Source organism: Polaromonas sp. C04 (assembly GCF_002002705.1).
GTDB lineage: Bacteria > Pseudomonadota > Gammaproteobacteria > Burkholderiales > Burkholderiaceae_C > Rhodoferax_A.
The window spans coordinates 71,518-86,358 of sequence record NZ_MUNS01000020.1 but is presented as its reverse complement, the minus strand read 5'-3'; the positions used below and the strand labels follow the sequence as shown (position 1 = coordinate 86,358).

The following is a 14,841-nucleotide window of genomic DNA, read 5'->3' as shown; positions in this document are numbered from 1 at the left end:
CGTTAAACGAGGGTGGTTTTGTAATAGCGCTTGACGTGGTCCGTCAGGCTGTAGCCGCCGCCTTTGGCCGGCGCCGCCTTGGGCTGGACCGGCAAGGCCTGGGTCTTGTGGGCCGCAGGTATCAAACTCGCCACTGCAGCGACAGCGCCGGCAGTGCCCGCACCGGCAAACAGGATACGACGCGATAGCTTGTTGCTCTCAGGCTGACTCATGCTTTGTCTCCTCAAGGTGCGTGGCTATGCAATTGCTTTCATAGTACCAACAAATGTAACTATGCATATTGTTTTTAACAACCTAGTAGAAACGCCCATACGAAAACCCGCTTGCGGCTGGACTTCATCATGAAAGCGCCATAGACTGCGCGGTTGCCCGCGGGGCCCACGGCGCTTGCGCCTCACGGCAGCATGTCGAAGCCTTGCGATTCGACGCTGAAAAAAGCGCGCATGAACGCCGACAGAACCGCATAGAACCTTGCCTTGGGATGCGCCGCGATGGCGTCGCACAAAGGCGTGGCCCACGGCTGCAGGTGGTCGCCGAAGAACTGCCGCTGCTGCGTCAGATTGGCCACCGCCACATCGTCCCCCGCGATCAGGTAGCGCATCACCTCGCAGACATAGGCAATGTGGTCTTCGGTCTCCGGCATGGCCTCGTCACGCGCGAGCCCCAGCCGGGCCAGGTCGCCGCGCAAGGCCGCCAGCGGCTTCTCGTTCAAAAAACCGCTGAGGTAGTGCGACCCGAAGACATAGACCTCGGGCTTGCCGACGCCCCCGAACAGGGCGTCGTATTCGTTGTGGATCGCCACGTCCCTCATGCTGCGCGCCACCGCCACGAGATCGCGCCACGGCTCTTCGAGAAAAGCGCCCGCGGCCGGCGTTTCGGTCGCGGCCACGCGCAGCTGCGCCAGCAATGGGGGCTCGGGCGGCACGTAAAGGAGCTGCGCCAGCAGGCCATACACTTCGGCCCGGGCGGTTTCTTCGTCGAGCGCCGAACCGGGGCTGATTTCAAGAGGAAGGGACTGGCTCATAGGTCGGTGATCTTTGATTCGTTCTCGGCCGAGTAAATGTCGATCACCCGGCAGTCGCCGCACATCTTGAGCCGCTGCAGTGCCGCCCCCTGGAACATGGAATGGCCCGAGAGCTTGCCCAGCATCGCCTCAATCGCCTTGAGCGTGCCAAACGGCTTGCCACAGCGCACGCAGGCGTAGGGCCGGGTCTCGTTGAGCACGCGTGCCTCCTTGCGCTGCGGGCTCAAGAGCAGGCGCGGCTGCAGGGTGATGGCATTCTCGGGACAGGTCGTGACGCACAGGCCGCATTGCACGCAATTCTTCTCGATGAAGCGCAGTTGCGGCAACTCCGGGTTGTCCTGCAGCGCGCTGGCCGGACAGGCGCTGACGCAGCTCAGGCACAGGGTGCAGCTGTCCTTGTTGACTTGCACCGAGCCGAACGGCGAGCCCTTTGCCGGCAACGCGATCGACTCGGGTGGCTGCGGCGCGTGTGCCAGCAGGTGGTCGAGCGCCAGCTCCAGCGTGCTGCGCTTTTCCTGCGCCACCGCAAACCGCGCCGCCACCTTCGGCAGCTGCTGGCGGGTCCGGGCCAGTGCCTGCAACGCCGCGTCAAGCTCTGCCGGCGTACCGGCATGCAGCAGCTTCAGGTGGGTGCCGCTGTAGCCCATGCCGTTCAGGATGGTTTGCGCCACGGCCATCTGCGCCTTCAACCCCTCCAGATACTGGGGCGCTTCTTCATGGGTCGTGAGGACCACTACCTGCGCCGCACCGAACGCGATGGCGCTGAGCCACACGTCCAGCCCCACACTGATGGTGTGCCACAGCGCGACCGGAATCACGTTGGCCGGCACCCCGTGCGCCTTTTTGAGCTGCGCGGCGCGCCCCAACTGCTCGACCAGCGCCTGCCCCCGTTCCTGGCTGTGCAACAACAGCACGGGGTCCTTGCCACCGGCCTTGGCGTAGGTGGACAGCAGCGTCTTGAATTTGACGCCCTGATCGCTGGCGCGCGGGTAGGCGTAGGTGATGGCGCCGGTCGGGCACACGGTGGTGCAGGCACCGCAGCCCACGCACAGATTCGGGTTGACCTTGATCTGCTGGCGCGATTTGTCGCTCGTAATGGCCAGCGCCGAACAGACTTCGATGCAGGCGTTGCAGCCCAGGGTTTCGTTGCGGCTGTGCGCGCACAGCTTTTGCTTGTAATTGAAAAACTTCGGCTTCTCGAATTCGCCGACCAGCTCACGCAGCTTGAGCAGGGCCGGCAAGTCATCCAGGGTCGGCGCCAGGCGGAAATAACCCTGCGGCAGCGCATGCTGGGTAAAGGTCGGGGTCGCGCCCCGATCGCGCAGATCGAGCACCAGGTCGAAGGTTTCGCTCAAGGCCTCGGGCTTGCGGCTGAAGTCGATGGCCCCGGCCACCTGGCAAACCTTCACGCAGTCCCGGTGGGATTTGCACACCTCGCTATCAATCTGATAGTCCAGACCGATGGCCTGTTCCGGGCACGCGACCAGGCAGGCATTGCAGCGCGTGCACAGGTCCAGGTCGATCGGGTTGCTCTGCAGCCATTGGAGTTCAAACGCGCCGAGCCAGCCGCTCAAGCTGTCAATGCGCCCGCTCAGCACCGGGTAGCGGCGCTCCTGCGCGCCGCCCGAGCGACCCGCGCCCTGCGTAAACAGGGTCACATTCAGCACGTCGCCAAGCAGGCTGGCGGCCTGCTCGGCCGCGTCGAGCGGGCCGATGATGAGCACACGCCCCGCGCTCTTGAAGGTGACTGTGGGAACCGGCTCGGGCTCGGGCAGGTGCGCGGCCGCCAGTTGGGCCGCGATTTTGGGCATGGCGCTGGCGCCGTCGCGGCTCCAGCCGCCGGTCTCGCGGATGTTGACGAAGCGGATGACGGAACTCGCCCCTTCGGTCTGTTCGCCCAGTTCCGCGAACAGGCGCTTTTCCTGGGTGCAGGCCACCACCACATCTTCGCCGCTCTGAATGGCCTTCTGGAACGCGCCCGCCTCGCGGCGGCACAAGGTGGAGTGAAGCGTCAGCTCTTCATGAAGCGCCGCGCCGAGGGTCTTCGACGCCAGCGGCATCGTCTGGTTGCAATCGCAAATGAGTGTCGGCATGGTCTGGGGGGCTTGGCTCGTGCGCCGGCGCAGACGCCAGGGTCTGGACAGGTGCAGGCTGGCTGGGGTCCTCTTCAGTCGGTTGATCGGTGGTTCCACCAAACTGTGCCACGGATTGGACCGTGGGGTTATCCGCATCATCCCGCACTGTTGTGTCCTGATTCTCTTCGCCGCCGAACAGGTTGAGGAATTTGGCGCCGACCATTTGCCGCAGCATGGCCGCAGGGATCGGATCGGGCTGCGAGTAGTCGTCGATGTAGGTGTCGAGCCGGTCCATCACGTTGTAGTGCGGGTCGGCAAAGAGCTTCTTCATCGCGGCGTTCCGGACCTCGGGGGTCACCCCGGACTCCATGAACGGCGTGAAGTTGGATGTCGGTGTGAGGGTCTTCACATCATCCAGCGACAACGGCGGCGATTGCGGCGGCACCGAGACATCGGGCGCCACCGCCGGTGTGGCCTCGAGCCCGGCCATCGTAGCGGGATCATCCGCGGACGGCGCCGGCGGCGACTCCGGTGCTAGCGGCGCCGCCGGCTCAGGCAGGGGCTTGCCTTCGCGCGCGTCCGCCTTGCGGCGCGACCAGCGGCCCAGAAAACCATCGGTCATGACGCGCCCTCCTGACCGCCGCCGCGCTTCTTTTCCGTCGTGACCGAGGCCGGGTTGCCGAAACGGTCGGTCAATGTCCTGAAGCTCTCGGGCCGCTTGCGGCGTTTCGGTTCCTGCACGTAATGCTCCTGCACAAAGGCCATCATCCACTCGATCACCGGCTTGGGCGCCGGCACCTGCTCCACGTTTTCCTGCGCGTCCAGCCAGCGGCCCGCATCGTGGTAGCTCAGCGTCACCACTTCGGGCCTGGCGATCGGCTCGTCGGCAATGGCGGGCGTCTCTTCCATGCGCCACAGCACAAACCAGCAGGGGGCCCCTGTGGTGCCGTTCAGGTAGTAGCCCTCGGCATCATCTGTAAACAATTCGACCTTGTAGCCCGGATGCAGCCAGCGCTCTTCGCTATCGTTTTTATAAAGCAGGCGGGGCGCCTGGCCAAAACCGGGCTCCTGCGCGAGCACATCGTCCAGCACCCAGCGCCACGTCTGCCAGCGGCTCATGGCGCCTTCGATGCGCTCCCTGCGCATGACAACGGCAACTTCAACGGTGGGGCGGGCGACACTCATGACAGCGCACTGTACCGGATCGCAATCGCCCCACCCGCGGGAGGTGAACGCCGCGCAGGGCCGCCCCGAGCAAGTTCGGCCCCCGCGGGGGGCAGCGCAGCACACGCAGTGACAAGCGTGGGGGCTTAGGGCTCGGCGATCAAGCCAGCGCGCCGGTCCCGTAACCAGTAACGGCAGCAACGTCCCCACCACGGCGAACCGCCACCGCGCAGTATTTGAATTCGGGGATTTTCCCGACCGGGTCCAGCGCCGCGTTGGTCATCAGGTTGGCCGCCGCCTCGTAGTAGGCGAATGGAATGAACACGGCACCCTGGGGCGTACCGTCGTCGCGCCGCACATGGATGGCCACCGCGCCGCGCCGCGATTGCACGGTGATCACGTCTCCCGCCTGCAGGCCGAGCGCCGCCAGATCGGCCGCGCACATCGAGGCGGTCGCCATCGGCTCGATCGCGTCCAGCACGCTGGCGCGGCGCGTCATGCTGCCGGTGTGCCAGTGCTCCAGCTGCCGGCCGGTGATCAGCACAAACGGGTAGTCGGCATCGGGCCGCTCGTTGGCCGGGATGATGTCGGCGGGCACCAGTTTGACCCGGCCATCGGGCGTGTCGAAGCGGTCGATGAACACCGTGGGTTGACCCGGGTCGTCGGCGTCGAGGCACGGATAGGTCACGCTCGATTCGCGCTGCAGCCGCTCCCAGGTGATGCCGCCGATTGCTGCGTGCATGGCCTGGCGCATTTCTTCATAGACTGCCGCCACGCCGCTGTGCTCGCCAGGGTAATTCCAGGGCAGCCCCATGCGGTCGGCGATCTGCTGGATGATCCACAGGTCGGGCCTGGCGTCGCCCGGCGGCTCGATCGCCTGCCGGCCGAGCTGCACCATGCGGTCGGTGTTGCTGACGGTGCCGGTCTTCTCGGGCCAGGCGGTGGCGGGCAGCACCACATCGGCCAGCCAGGCTGTCTCGGTCATAAAAATATCCTGTACCACCAGGTGCTCAAGACTGGCCAGCGCATGGCGCGCGTGGTTCAGGTCCGGGTCGCTCATGGCAGGGTTCTCGCCCATGATGTACATGCCGCGAATCTTGTGCGGATCGCTCTCGGGGGCCAGCACCTTGTGCATGATTTCCACCACCGTATAGCCGGGCTGGTCGTCCAGCGGCTGCCCCCAGAAGTTCTCGAACCACTGGTGCGCCGCCCGGTCGGAAACCAGCTGGTAGTTGGGGAACATCATCGGGATCAGGCCCGCGTCGCTGGCGCCCTGCACGTTGTTCTGGCCGCGCAGCGGATGCAGGCCCGTGCCGGGCTTGCCGATCTGGCCGGTGACGCTGGCCAGGGCGATCAGGCAGCGCGCGTTGTCGGTGCCGTGCACGTGCTGGCTGATGCCCATGCCCCACAGGATCATGGCGCCCTTCCTGGCGCCGCTCGGCCTCGCATATTCGCGCGCGACCTCGCGCAGGGTCTGCGCGGGAACGCCGCAGATCGGCGCCATCGCCTCCGGGCTGTAGCCCTTGACGTTATCCCGCAAAGCCTCGAAATTGCTGGCGCGCGTGCGGATGAACTCCTCGTCCACCAGCCCCTCCTCGATCACCGTGTGGATCAGCGCGTTGAGCATCGCCACGTCGGTATCGGCCTTGAACTGCAGGGTGCGCCAGGCATGCTTGCCAATGTCGGTGACGCGCGGGTCGGCCAGCACGATTTTGGTGCCGTTCCTGGCCGCATTCTTCATCCAGGTGGCCGCCACCGGATGGTTCGCCGTCGGATTCGAGCCGATCACCAGAATCAGCCCGGCATGGGCCACATCGCTCACCTGATTGCTGACCGCGCCGGAACCGACTCCTTCGAGCAGGGCCGCGACGCTGGAGGCGTGGCACAGGCGCGTGCAGTGGTCCACGTTGTTGCTGCCAAAGCCGGTGCGCACCAGCTTCTGGAACAGGTAGGCCTCCTCGTTGCTGCCCTTGGCCGAGCCGAAGCCGGCCAGCGCCTTCTTGCCATGACCGTCGCGCAGGTCCTTGAGCTTGCCGGCCGCCAGGCTCAGGGCTTCGTCCCAGCTCGCTTCGCGGAATACGGCGCGCCAGTCGCCGGAGCGGCCGGTCAGCGCGGCCGGGTCCTTGGGCACGCCGGGCTTGCGGATCAGCGGCGTGGTCAGGCGCTGCTCATGGTGCGCGTAGTCAAAACCAAAGCGGCCCTTGACGCACAGGCGGCCGTGGTTCGCCGGGCCATCGCGCCCGTCCACGCTGACGATGGTGTTGTCCTTGACGTTGTAGGTCAGCAGGCAGCCGACGCCGCAGAACGGGCAGACCGAGTCAACCTTTTTGTCCACCGCCTGCGAGCCAATCTGCGTCTTCGGGCTAAGGGCTCCGGTCGGGCAGGCCTGCACGCATTCGCCGCACCCGACACAGGTGCTGTCGCCCATAGCGTCGCCCAGATCGAACACAATCTGGCTCTGCGAGCCGCGCAGCGCGTAGCCAATCACGTCGTTGACCTGGATCTCGCGGCAGGCGCGCACGCAACGCGTGCACTGGATGCAGGCATCGAGGTTGACGGCCATGGCGGGGTGCGACATATCGGCGGCGGGCTGCGTGCGGCGCAGGGCCTTCAAAGCGGGGCGCACCGTCACGTTCATCTGCGCAGCCCACTGGCTGAGTTCGCCATGCTGGCCCACCGTGCCATGTTCTGCTGAAGCCTGCTCGACGCCTGCGACCGTCCCGGGGCGAACGCTGTCATTCCACTTGTAGCCCTGCTCCGGCATGTCGGACAGCAGCATCTCCAGCACCATCTTCTGGCTCTTGAGGGCGCGTTCGCTGACGGCCTTGACCTCCATTCCGGCGGCGACGCTGCGGCAGCAGCTCGGGGCCAGCGTGCGCTCGCCCTGGATCTCGACCACGCAGGCGCGGCAGTTGCCGTCGGCGCGCAGGCCGGCCGAATAGCACAGACGCGGGATCTCCACGCCGTGGCGTTCGGCGGCCCGGAGGATGGACTCGCCCTCGAAGGCGGTGACGGGCTGGCCGTCGAGCACAAAGTCGATCGTGGGCTGCGCGGATGGGCGGTCCTGGATGGCCACCAGTGCGGGCGTGCTCATTTGATCTCCTCGGGAAAATATTTCTGCACGCAGCGAATCGGATTCGGCGCCGCCTGCCCCAGGCCGCAGATCGAGGCATCGACCATGACCTGGCTCAGGTCTTCCAGCGTGCTCGTGTCCCACACCGGGGTCTGCATCAGCTGGGCGGCCTTGACCGTGCCGACGCGGCACGGCGTGCACTGGCCACAGCTCTCGTCGGCAAAAAATCGCATCATGCTGAGCGCGGCATCGCGCGCGCGGTCGTGCTGGCTCAAAATGATGACGGCGGCCGAGCCGATGAAGCAGTCGTAGGGCTGCAGCGTGTCGAAGTCCAGCGGAATCTGGTTCAGCCGCGCCGGCAGGATGCCGCCCGAAGCGCCGCCAGGCAGGTAGGCGTACAACTGGTGCCCGTCCGCCATGCCGCCGCAGTATTCGTCGATCAGCTCCTGCACCGTGATGCCGGCCGGCGCCAGCTTGACGCCGGGCTGCTTCACACGTCCGCTCACGCTGAAGGAGCGCAGTCCCTTGCGGCCGTGGCGCCCGAAGCCGCTGAACCACTGGGGCCCTTTTTCGACAATGTCGCGCACCCAGTACAGGGTCTCAAAGTTGTGCTCCAGCGTGGGCCGGCCGAACAGCCCGACCTGCGCGATGTGAGGCGGGCGCATGCGCGGCTCGCCGCGTTTGCCCTCGATGCTCTCGAGCATGGCCGACTCCTCGCCGCAGATGTAGGCGCCGGCGCCGCGCCGCAGTTCGATGCGCGGCAGCGCGCAGGGCGGATTCGCCTGCAGCTTGGCGATCTCGGCGGCCAGCATGCGGCGCGCATCGTGGTATTCGTCGCGCAGGTAGACGTAGCAGGTCTCGATGCCGACCACCTGCGCCGCGATCAACAGGCCTTCCAGGAAGCGGTGCGGGTCGCGCTCCAGGTAGACGCGGTCCTTGAAGGTGCCGGGCTCGCCCTCGTCGATGTTGACAGCCATCAGGCGCGGCGCGGGTTGCTCGCGCACGATGCGCCACTTGCGCCCGGCCGGAAATCCCGCGCCGCCCAGGCCGCGCAGGCCGGCGTCTTCCAGCGCCGTGATGACCGCGTCGGCGTCCCGCTGGCCGCCGGCCAGCGCTGCGGCGAGACTATAGCCGCCCTGCGCGCGGTAGTCGCCGTATGCTACAAAGTCGATAGCTGATGGCGGATATCTGGTATGGGCTAGCGCCTGATTTGATGCCTCAATCACAGTCTCGACGCTGGCCCTGGCGAGCGCGTGCTGCCCCACGGCCACGGCCGGCGCCTGTTCGCAGCGGCCGATGCACGGCGCGGGGATCACGCGCACGCCCGGACCCAGGAGCGCCGGCAGTTTTTCCAACAGATTGGCGGCGCCGGCGAGCTGGCAGCTCAGGCTGTCGCAGACGCGCACCGTGAGCAGCGCCGGCTGCGCGTCGTCCTTCAGGACCTCGAAGTGGTGGTAGAAGCTGGCGACCTCGTAGACCTCGGCCATCGGCAGGTTCATCTCGCGCGCCAGCGCCACCAGATGGCGCTCGTGCAGGCCGCGGAACGCGTCGTTGATGCGGTGCAGGTGCTCGATCAGCAGGTCGCGCGAATGCGGCGCGGGCCCGATCAGGGCGCGCACCTCGGCCACGGCGGCCTCATCGGCCTGCCGGCCCTTGAGCTGGCCGCGACGGCGGATGCTCGCGCGCAACTCGTCGGCGGAGGCCAGCACCGCGACCTCGCTCTTGTCATCCTGATGATTCATTGACGCTCTCCCTGCCCTTTCAGTGCCACGAATCCCCAATTTTGCTACGGGGCGCGCCGCAGCGCAGACCCGGCGGCCCGGGAAGAATTCGATGAGCTTTACACGACGCCCGCGGCGCGCGAACGCAGTGCAGGGCCGGGCCGCAGCGGCCAGCGTGGTGGCTCAATACGTCTCGAGGTGCAGGCGTCCTTCACGCTTGAGCGCTGCGCCCAACGTCTCCCACGACAGGCCGGCCTCCTGCGCTACGTCGCGCAGCGCCAGCACCACGCCCTCTTCCATGCTCTTGAGCCCGCAGACATAGAGGTAGGTGTTGGGGTCCTGCAGCAGCGCGGCCAGGTCCAGCGCGCGTTCGCGCATGCGGTCCTGCACGTAGCGTTTGGGACTCCCCGCCGCGCGCGAGAACGCGAAGTTGATGTCGATAAAGTCCTTGGGCAGACTCTGCAGCGGGCCGAAGTAAGGCAGCTCCTGCTGGGTGCGCGCACCGAAGAACAGCATCAGCTTGCCACCTTCGAACTTGCCACTCTTGCGCAAACGGCGCCGCCACTCGGTCATCGCGCGCATTGGCGCGCTGCCGGTGCCGGTGCAGATCATCACGACATTCGACTTCGGGTGATTCGGCATCAGGAACGAGGTGCCGAACGGGCCGATCACCTGCACTTGGTCGCCGACCTTGAGGTCGCAGATGTAATTGGACGCGACACCGCGCACCGGCCGGCCCTGGTGGTCTTCGGTGACGCGCTTGACGGTCAGCGAGATGTTGTTGTAGCCGGGCCGCTCGCCATTGCGCGGGCTCGCGATCGAGTACTGGCGCGCCGTGTGCGCGCGGCCGCTGGCGTCCACCCCGGGCGGCACGATGCCGACCGACTGGCCCTCCAGCACCGGGAACGGCATGGCCCCGAAGTCGAGCACCACGTGGTGGGTCTCGTTGGCGAAGCCGGCCTCGGTGCAGTTGAAGTTGCCGACCACCGTGGCCGTGGTCGCCTGCTTGGGACCGTACAGGTTGGTGTAGGCGTGCGCCGCCGACCAGGGCGGCACCGCGGCGCCGAACGCGGCCGAGTTGAACGGCGCCTCGCCGCTAACCGCCGCGGGCAGGGCCGGGGCTGCTGGCGCCTCCAGCGCCGCCTCGTCGATCACGCTCACGCCCTCGGCGGCGAGCTGCTCGGGGGTGAGCTCGGGCGGCAACTCGTCCCAGGTCAGCTGCTCCTCGATCGAATAGGCGCGCGCCAGCGGCATGATGCGCCAGTTGTCGATCGAGCCGGTCGGGCACGGCGAGATGCATGCCATGCACAGGTTGCAGATATCGGCGTTCACGACATAGTTGCGGTCATCATGCGTGATCGCTCCCGTTGGGCACACCGATTCGCAGGTGTTGCAGCGGATGCAGATTTCCGGGTCGATCAGGTGTTGCCTGATCGCGCGCGCGTCAACGGCCATGTCCATGACAGACCTTTCAGCCGAAGCGGACGTATTCGAAGTCAACCGGCTGGCGGTTGATGCCCATCACCGGCGGCGCGATCCAGCCCGCGAACTTGCCGGGATCGACCACGCGGCCCATCAGCGAGGCCACGAACGCGAAGTCGTCGGCGGAGGGCAGCCACTCATTCTTCTTCGCGGCCCACTCCGTCTCGCTCACCACGCGGCCTTCGGGCGACATCTTGATGCCCGCGAGCGCGCCAATCTGGCGGTTGAAGGCCTTGTGCGGCACCACCAGCCGGGTCGGGATGCCGGCTTTCTCCAGCACCCTGTTCCAGCGGCCGACACCGGCCACCGAGTCCTTGATGAAGTCGTCGCGCAGCACTTCGTTGAGCGCGTTCAGCATCGGCACGTCCTTCTCGACCAGCTGGCCGTTCTGCACTTCGAGCACCTTGTAGGTCTGGCCCTTGAGCACGTGGTCGTCGCCGCGCTTGCCTTCCTCGTAGCGGCCCTTCAGGCCCGAGCTGTAGAAGGTAGCGGCATTGCTGGACTGGTCGGCACCGAACAGGTCGATGGTCACGCTGTAGTGGAAATTCAGGTAGCGCTGGATCGTTCCGAGGTCGATGGCACCGGCCGCGCGAATCTTGGCCGCATCGTCGGTCTTGAGCTCGTTCATCACCTGCGCGGTGCGGGCCACCACGCGCGAGACGCCGCTCTCGCCCACGAACATGTGGTGCGCCTCCTCGGTAAGCATGAACTTGGTGGTGCGCGCCAGCGGGTCGAAGGCGCTCTCGGCCAGCGCCGACAGCTGGAACTTGCCGTCGCGGTCGGTGAAGTAGGTGAACATGAAGAAGGCCAGCCAGTCGGGCGTCTGCTCGTTGAAGGCCCCCAGGATGCGCGGGTTGTTGGCGTCACCCGAGGTGCGCTGCAGCAACGCATCGGCCTCGTCGCGGCCGTCGCGGCCGAAGTACTTGTGCAGCAGGTAGACCATGGCCCACAGGTGCCGGCCTTCTTCCACATTCACCTGGAACAGGTTGCGCAGGTCATACTGGCTCGGGCAGGTCAGGCCCAGGTGGCGCTGCTGCTCGACCGAAGCCGGCTCGGTGTCGCCCTGCGTCACGATGATGCGGCGCAGGTTGGCGCGGTGCTCGCCGGGCACGTCCTGCCAGGCCGCCTCCCCGGCATGATCGCCAAAGTGGACCTTGCGCTCCGCGTCGCCCGGGTTCAGGAAGATGCCCCAGCGGTAATCGCGCATCTTGACGTGGCCGAACTGGGCCCAGCCGTTGGGATCGACGCTGACCGCGGTGCGCAGGTACACGTCGAAGTTGGTCGAGCCGTCCGGACCGACGTCGTCCCACCACTGGATGAAGTTGGGCTGCCACTGCTCGAGCGCACGCTGCAGGGTGCGGTCTTCGCCGAGGTTGACGTTGTTCGGGATTTTTTCGCTGTAGTTGATCGTGGACATGACGGATCTCCGGGAGTTGGTCTGTGGGTGAAAGTGGGTTCTGCGAAAACGTATGGGGACGTGCGGGGCGTCAGACGCGGTTCAGGTCGAAGGCGGCCTTTTCGCCCTTGCCGTAGACCTTGAGCGCGCCCTTTTCGCCAACCGCGTTCGGGCGGTTGAAGATCCAGTTCTGCCAGGCCGTCAGGCGCCCGAAAATGCGGGTCGCCATGTTTTCCTTCTGGCAAAAGCGCAGGTTGGCCTCCAGGCCCGTGAGGGCGTCGGGCGACATGGCGGCGCGCGACTCGATCACCATGCGGATCTCATCGGCCCAGTCGATGTCGTCCAGCGCCGCGGTCACCAGGCCCAGCGCCTGCGCCGCATCGGCGTCGAGCGCCTTGCCGGCCGCACCGCGTGCCGCTTCCATCGGCGCCGTTTCTTCGTAGAAGCGGCGCGCCAGGCGCGACTGGTCGTTGACCATGGGGTAAAAGCCGAAGTTGAATTCGTTCAGCACCAGCGCCGGCGCCTTGTCGGCATCGTCGGGCAGCGTCAGCATGTAGGTGCGGTCGGCGCAGAAGGCCAGCTCGGCCAGCGTGCCGGCAAAGCAGGAGCCGGATTCGATCAGCGCAAACAGGCTGCGCGAGGACACGTCCAGGCGCGCCAGCGTGCGGCGCAGCAGACCAATCGTTTCGCGCACCAGCCAGTGGTCCTTGTGCGCCAGCATCGTCGCGTCGCAGGCCAGCACCGCTTTGGCATCGCCCGCGGTCTTGAGAATCCAGCTGCCGATGTCGAGTTCGTTGGTGCGCATGTGCAGGATGGCGTCGTCGAGTTCGCGCGCCATTTGCAGCGGCCACCAGGCGGCGCCGAGGGCTTCGATGCCGGCAATGTCCGTGGGTTGTGCCGCCGCCGGAGCCTTCACGGTGAAGGTAGCGGTGCGGTTGGCGCGGGCTATGTCCACGCTGACAAAACTGTAGGCCAGGGCATCGGCCGTCTTGCTGCACGCCAGCGGGGTCAGCGCCACGCCCTTGGCGCCGGCCGGGCGGTCGCTCGTGGCCGCCAGCCTGGCGGCGCGCTCGCTCACCACCTGTGCAAACTGCTGCGGCTTGGCAATCGCGTCGACCAGGCGCCAGTCGATGGCTTTCTGGCCGCGCACCCCTTCCGAGGTGGTGCAGAAAATATCGGCCAGGTCGTGGCGCACGTGGCGCTTGTCGGTCACACGCGTCAGGCCGCCGGTGCCGGGCAGCACACCCAGCAGCGGCACTTCGGGCAGCGACACGGTGGAGGAACGGTCGTCCACCAGCACGATGTCGTCGCAGGCCAGCGCCAGCTCGTAGCCGCCGCCGGCACAGGCGCCGTTGAGAGCGGCCACAAACTTCAGTCCGGAATGTTTGCTCGAGTCTTCGATGCCGTTGCGGGTTTCGTTGGTGAACTTGCAGAAGTTGACCTTCCAGGCATGGCTGGACAGGCCCAGCATGAAGATGTTGGCACCCGAGCAGAAAATCCGGTCCTTCAGGCTGGTCACGACCACCGCGCCCACTTCGGGGTGCTCGAAGCGGATGCGGTTGAGTGCGTCGTACAGCTCGATGTCCACCCCCAGGTCGTAGGAATTGAGCTTGAGCTTGTAGCCGGGGCGAATGCCGCCGTCTTCCGCGATATCGATGGACAGGGTCGCCACCTGGCCCTCGAAGCTCAGCTTCAGGTGTTTGTACTGGGAAGGGGTGGTCTGGTAAACCACGGGCGTCATTTCGGCCATGTTTGCTCCTGCGGGAATCGTTGAAGAAGGGCGTTCAGATGAATGCACCAAGGTGCAGCACACATGAATAATAATTCATATAAATTTCAATGTCAAATGCATTTTTATGCATGTTACATTTATTCTTCTGTGATGCGCCCCCTGGCTGTCATGGCGCCAGCGCCAAGCCGCTGCGCACTTGCGTGCGCAGTGCCTCGAAACTCTCCTCGAGCGGACGCAGGCTGGTGTTGAAGGTCAGATCGGCCTTGGAATAAAAGGCCGAGCGCCCCACCAGAATCCGCTTGAGGTCCTCCATCGCCTCCCTGCTTGCCGCCATGGGCCGCAGGTCGCCTTGCGCCGCCACGCGCGCCATATGGTCGGCCGGTGCGGCCTGCAGCCAAACGGTGTAGCAGTGCGTGAGCATCAGGTTGAAGTTGGCTGCGTCCGACACCAGGCCGCCGGGCGTGGCAATCACCACTTCGGGATAGATCTGGATCGCCTCTTCCAGCGCCCTGCGCTCGTAGCGGCGGTAGGCGTGGGCACCATAAAGGTTGTGAATCTCGCTGATGCCGCAGCCCGCGAATTTTTCAATCTCGCGACTCAGCTCGATGAAGGCGTAGCCCAGGTCGTCGGCCAGCCGCCGGCCCAGGGTGGACTTGCCGGCGCCGCGCAGCCCGATCAACGCAATACGCGCCTTGCGGGCGGGTTCGTTGTCGCCGCCGGCACCCAATAATTCGCCCAGCATCATGCGGGCGCGCCGCAGGTCGGCCTCGCTGCGGCGCTCCAGCAACTCGCGAATCAGCAGCCATTCGGGCGACGACGTCGTGATGTCGCCCAGCATTTCCGCCAGCGAGCACTGCAGCGCCTGCGACACCTGCAGCAGCACCAGAATGGAGGCGTTGCCGGTGCCGTATTCGAGATTCGCCAGATGCCGTTCCGACACGTCCGCCGCGCGCGCCACGGCCTTGCGCGTCATGCCGCGGCGCGAGCGCAAGGTGCGCACGCGCTCGCCCAGCGCGACCAGAAAAGGGCTGCGCACCTCTTCCCCGGGTGCCTCGAGCTGCGCCGCCAGCGGCAGCGCCTCAACATTCATCAAATCTGTCAAATCTGCGCCCATGAGCTACAACTCCATGACGAACCATTGCAGGGAAAACCCTCGGAAAATCAAATTGGCACT

11 protein-coding genes are annotated in these 14,841 nt (G+C 66.1%); all 11 read right to left on the bottom strand.

Annotated elements, in window-relative coordinates:
• Positions 1-2 precede the first annotated feature (2 nt).
• Positions 3-212: a formate dehydrogenase gene (locus B0E49_RS01680; protein WP_077560238.1), complete on the bottom strand. Its 210-nt coding sequence runs from the start codon at positions 210-212 to the stop codon at positions 3-5.
• A 182-nt stretch (positions 213-394) separates the two neighbouring features.
• Positions 395-1,024 (bottom strand): TorD/DmsD family molecular chaperone, encoded by a 630-nt coding sequence (locus B0E49_RS01675; protein WP_077560237.1) that lies wholly within the window; start codon positions 1,022-1,024, stop codon positions 395-397.
• The gene (locus B0E49_RS01670) at positions 1,021-3,117 is read right to left on the bottom strand and encodes a 4Fe-4S binding protein (protein WP_174571049.1); all 2,097 of its coding nucleotides are present in this window, start codon (positions 3,115-3,117) and stop codon (positions 1,021-1,023) included. Before B0E49_RS01670 ends, B0E49_RS01675 begins: the two co-directional genes overlap by 4 nt.
• Positions 3,044-3,721 (bottom strand): DUF3306 domain-containing protein, encoded by a 678-nt coding sequence (locus tag B0E49_RS01665; RefSeq protein WP_077560235.1) that lies wholly within the window; start codon positions 3,719-3,721, stop codon positions 3,044-3,046. Before B0E49_RS01665 ends, B0E49_RS01670 begins: the two co-directional genes overlap by 74 nt.
• On the bottom strand, positions 3,718-4,284 hold the full coding sequence (locus B0E49_RS01660; RefSeq protein WP_077560234.1) for a DUF3305 domain-containing protein: 567 nt from the start codon (positions 4,282-4,284) through the stop codon (positions 3,718-3,720). Before B0E49_RS01660 ends, B0E49_RS01665 begins: the two co-directional genes overlap by 4 nt.
• A gap of 139 nt (positions 4,285-4,423) precedes the next feature.
• The gene (gene fdhF, locus B0E49_RS01655) at positions 4,424-7,357 is read right to left on the bottom strand and encodes a formate dehydrogenase subunit alpha (RefSeq protein ID WP_077560233.1); all 2,934 of its coding nucleotides are present in this window, start codon (positions 7,355-7,357) and stop codon (positions 4,424-4,426) included.
• A complete protein-coding gene (locus B0E49_RS01650) occupies positions 7,354-9,078 on the bottom strand; it encodes an NADH-ubiquinone oxidoreductase-F iron-sulfur binding region domain-containing protein (RefSeq protein ID WP_077560232.1) in 1,725 nt (574 codons plus the stop codon). Before B0E49_RS01650 ends, fdhF begins: the two co-directional genes overlap by 4 nt.
• A gap of 162 nt (positions 9,079-9,240) precedes the next feature.
• Positions 9,241-10,518, bottom strand: coding sequence for a benzoyl-CoA 2,3-epoxidase subunit BoxA (gene boxA, locus B0E49_RS01645; protein WP_077560231.1), 1,278 nt, complete (start codon positions 10,516-10,518; stop codon positions 9,241-9,243).
• 10 nt (positions 10,519-10,528) lie between these two features.
• The gene (gene boxB / locus B0E49_RS01640; protein WP_077560230.1) at positions 10,529-11,956 is read right to left on the bottom strand and encodes a benzoyl-CoA 2,3-epoxidase subunit BoxB; all 1,428 of its coding nucleotides are present in this window, start codon (positions 11,954-11,956) and stop codon (positions 10,529-10,531) included.
• Positions 11,957-12,026: 70 nt separating this feature from the next.
• Complete coding sequence (boxC, locus tag B0E49_RS01635; protein WP_077560229.1) at positions 12,027-13,685, bottom strand: 2,3-epoxybenzoyl-CoA dihydrolase; 1,659 nt, start codon at positions 13,683-13,685, stop codon at positions 12,027-12,029.
• Between the two features lie 148 nt (positions 13,686-13,833).
• Positions 13,834-14,757, bottom strand: coding sequence for a helix-turn-helix transcriptional regulator (locus B0E49_RS01630; RefSeq protein ID WP_077560228.1), 924 nt, complete (start codon positions 14,755-14,757; stop codon positions 13,834-13,836).
• Positions 14,758-14,841: the final 84 nt, after the last annotated feature.

Bases quoted from the DNA above. Each gene is read 5' to 3' on its own strand.
- B0E49_RS01680 (WP_077560238.1), bottom strand. From the start codon at position 212: ATGAGTCAGCCTGAGAGCAACAAGCTATCGCGTCGTATCCTGTTTGCC.
- B0E49_RS01675 (WP_077560237.1), bottom strand. From the start codon at position 1,024: ATGAGCCAGTCCCTTCCTCTTGAAATCAGCCCCGGTTCGGCGCTCGAC.
- B0E49_RS01670 (WP_174571049.1), bottom strand. From the start codon at position 3,117: ATGCCGACACTCATTTGCGATTGCAACCAGACGATGCCGCTGGCGTCG.
- B0E49_RS01665 (WP_077560235.1), bottom strand. From the start codon at position 3,721: ATGACCGATGGTTTTCTGGGCCGCTGGTCGCGCCGCAAGGCGGACGCG.
- B0E49_RS01660 (WP_077560234.1), bottom strand. From the start codon at position 4,284: ATGAGTGTCGCCCGCCCCACCGTTGAAGTTGCCGTTGTCATGCGCAGG.
- fdhF (WP_077560233.1), bottom strand. From the start codon at position 7,357: ATGAGCACGCCCGCACTGGTGGCCATCCAGGACCGCCCATCCGCGCAG.
- B0E49_RS01650 (WP_077560232.1), bottom strand. From the start codon at position 9,078: ATGAATCATCAGGATGACAAGAGCGAGGTCGCGGTGCTGGCCTCCGCC.
- boxA (WP_077560231.1), bottom strand. From the start codon at position 10,518: ATGGACATGGCCGTTGACGCGCGCGCGATCAGGCAACACCTGATCGAC.
- boxB (WP_077560230.1), bottom strand. From the start codon at position 11,956: ATGTCCACGATCAACTACAGCGAAAAAATCCCGAACAACGTCAACCTC.
- boxC (WP_077560229.1), bottom strand. From the start codon at position 13,685: ATGGCCGAAATGACGCCCGTGGTTTACCAGACCACCCCTTCCCAGTAC.
- B0E49_RS01630 (WP_077560228.1), bottom strand. From the start codon at position 14,757: ATGAATGTTGAGGCGCTGCCGCTGGCGGCGCAGCTCGAGGCACCCGGG.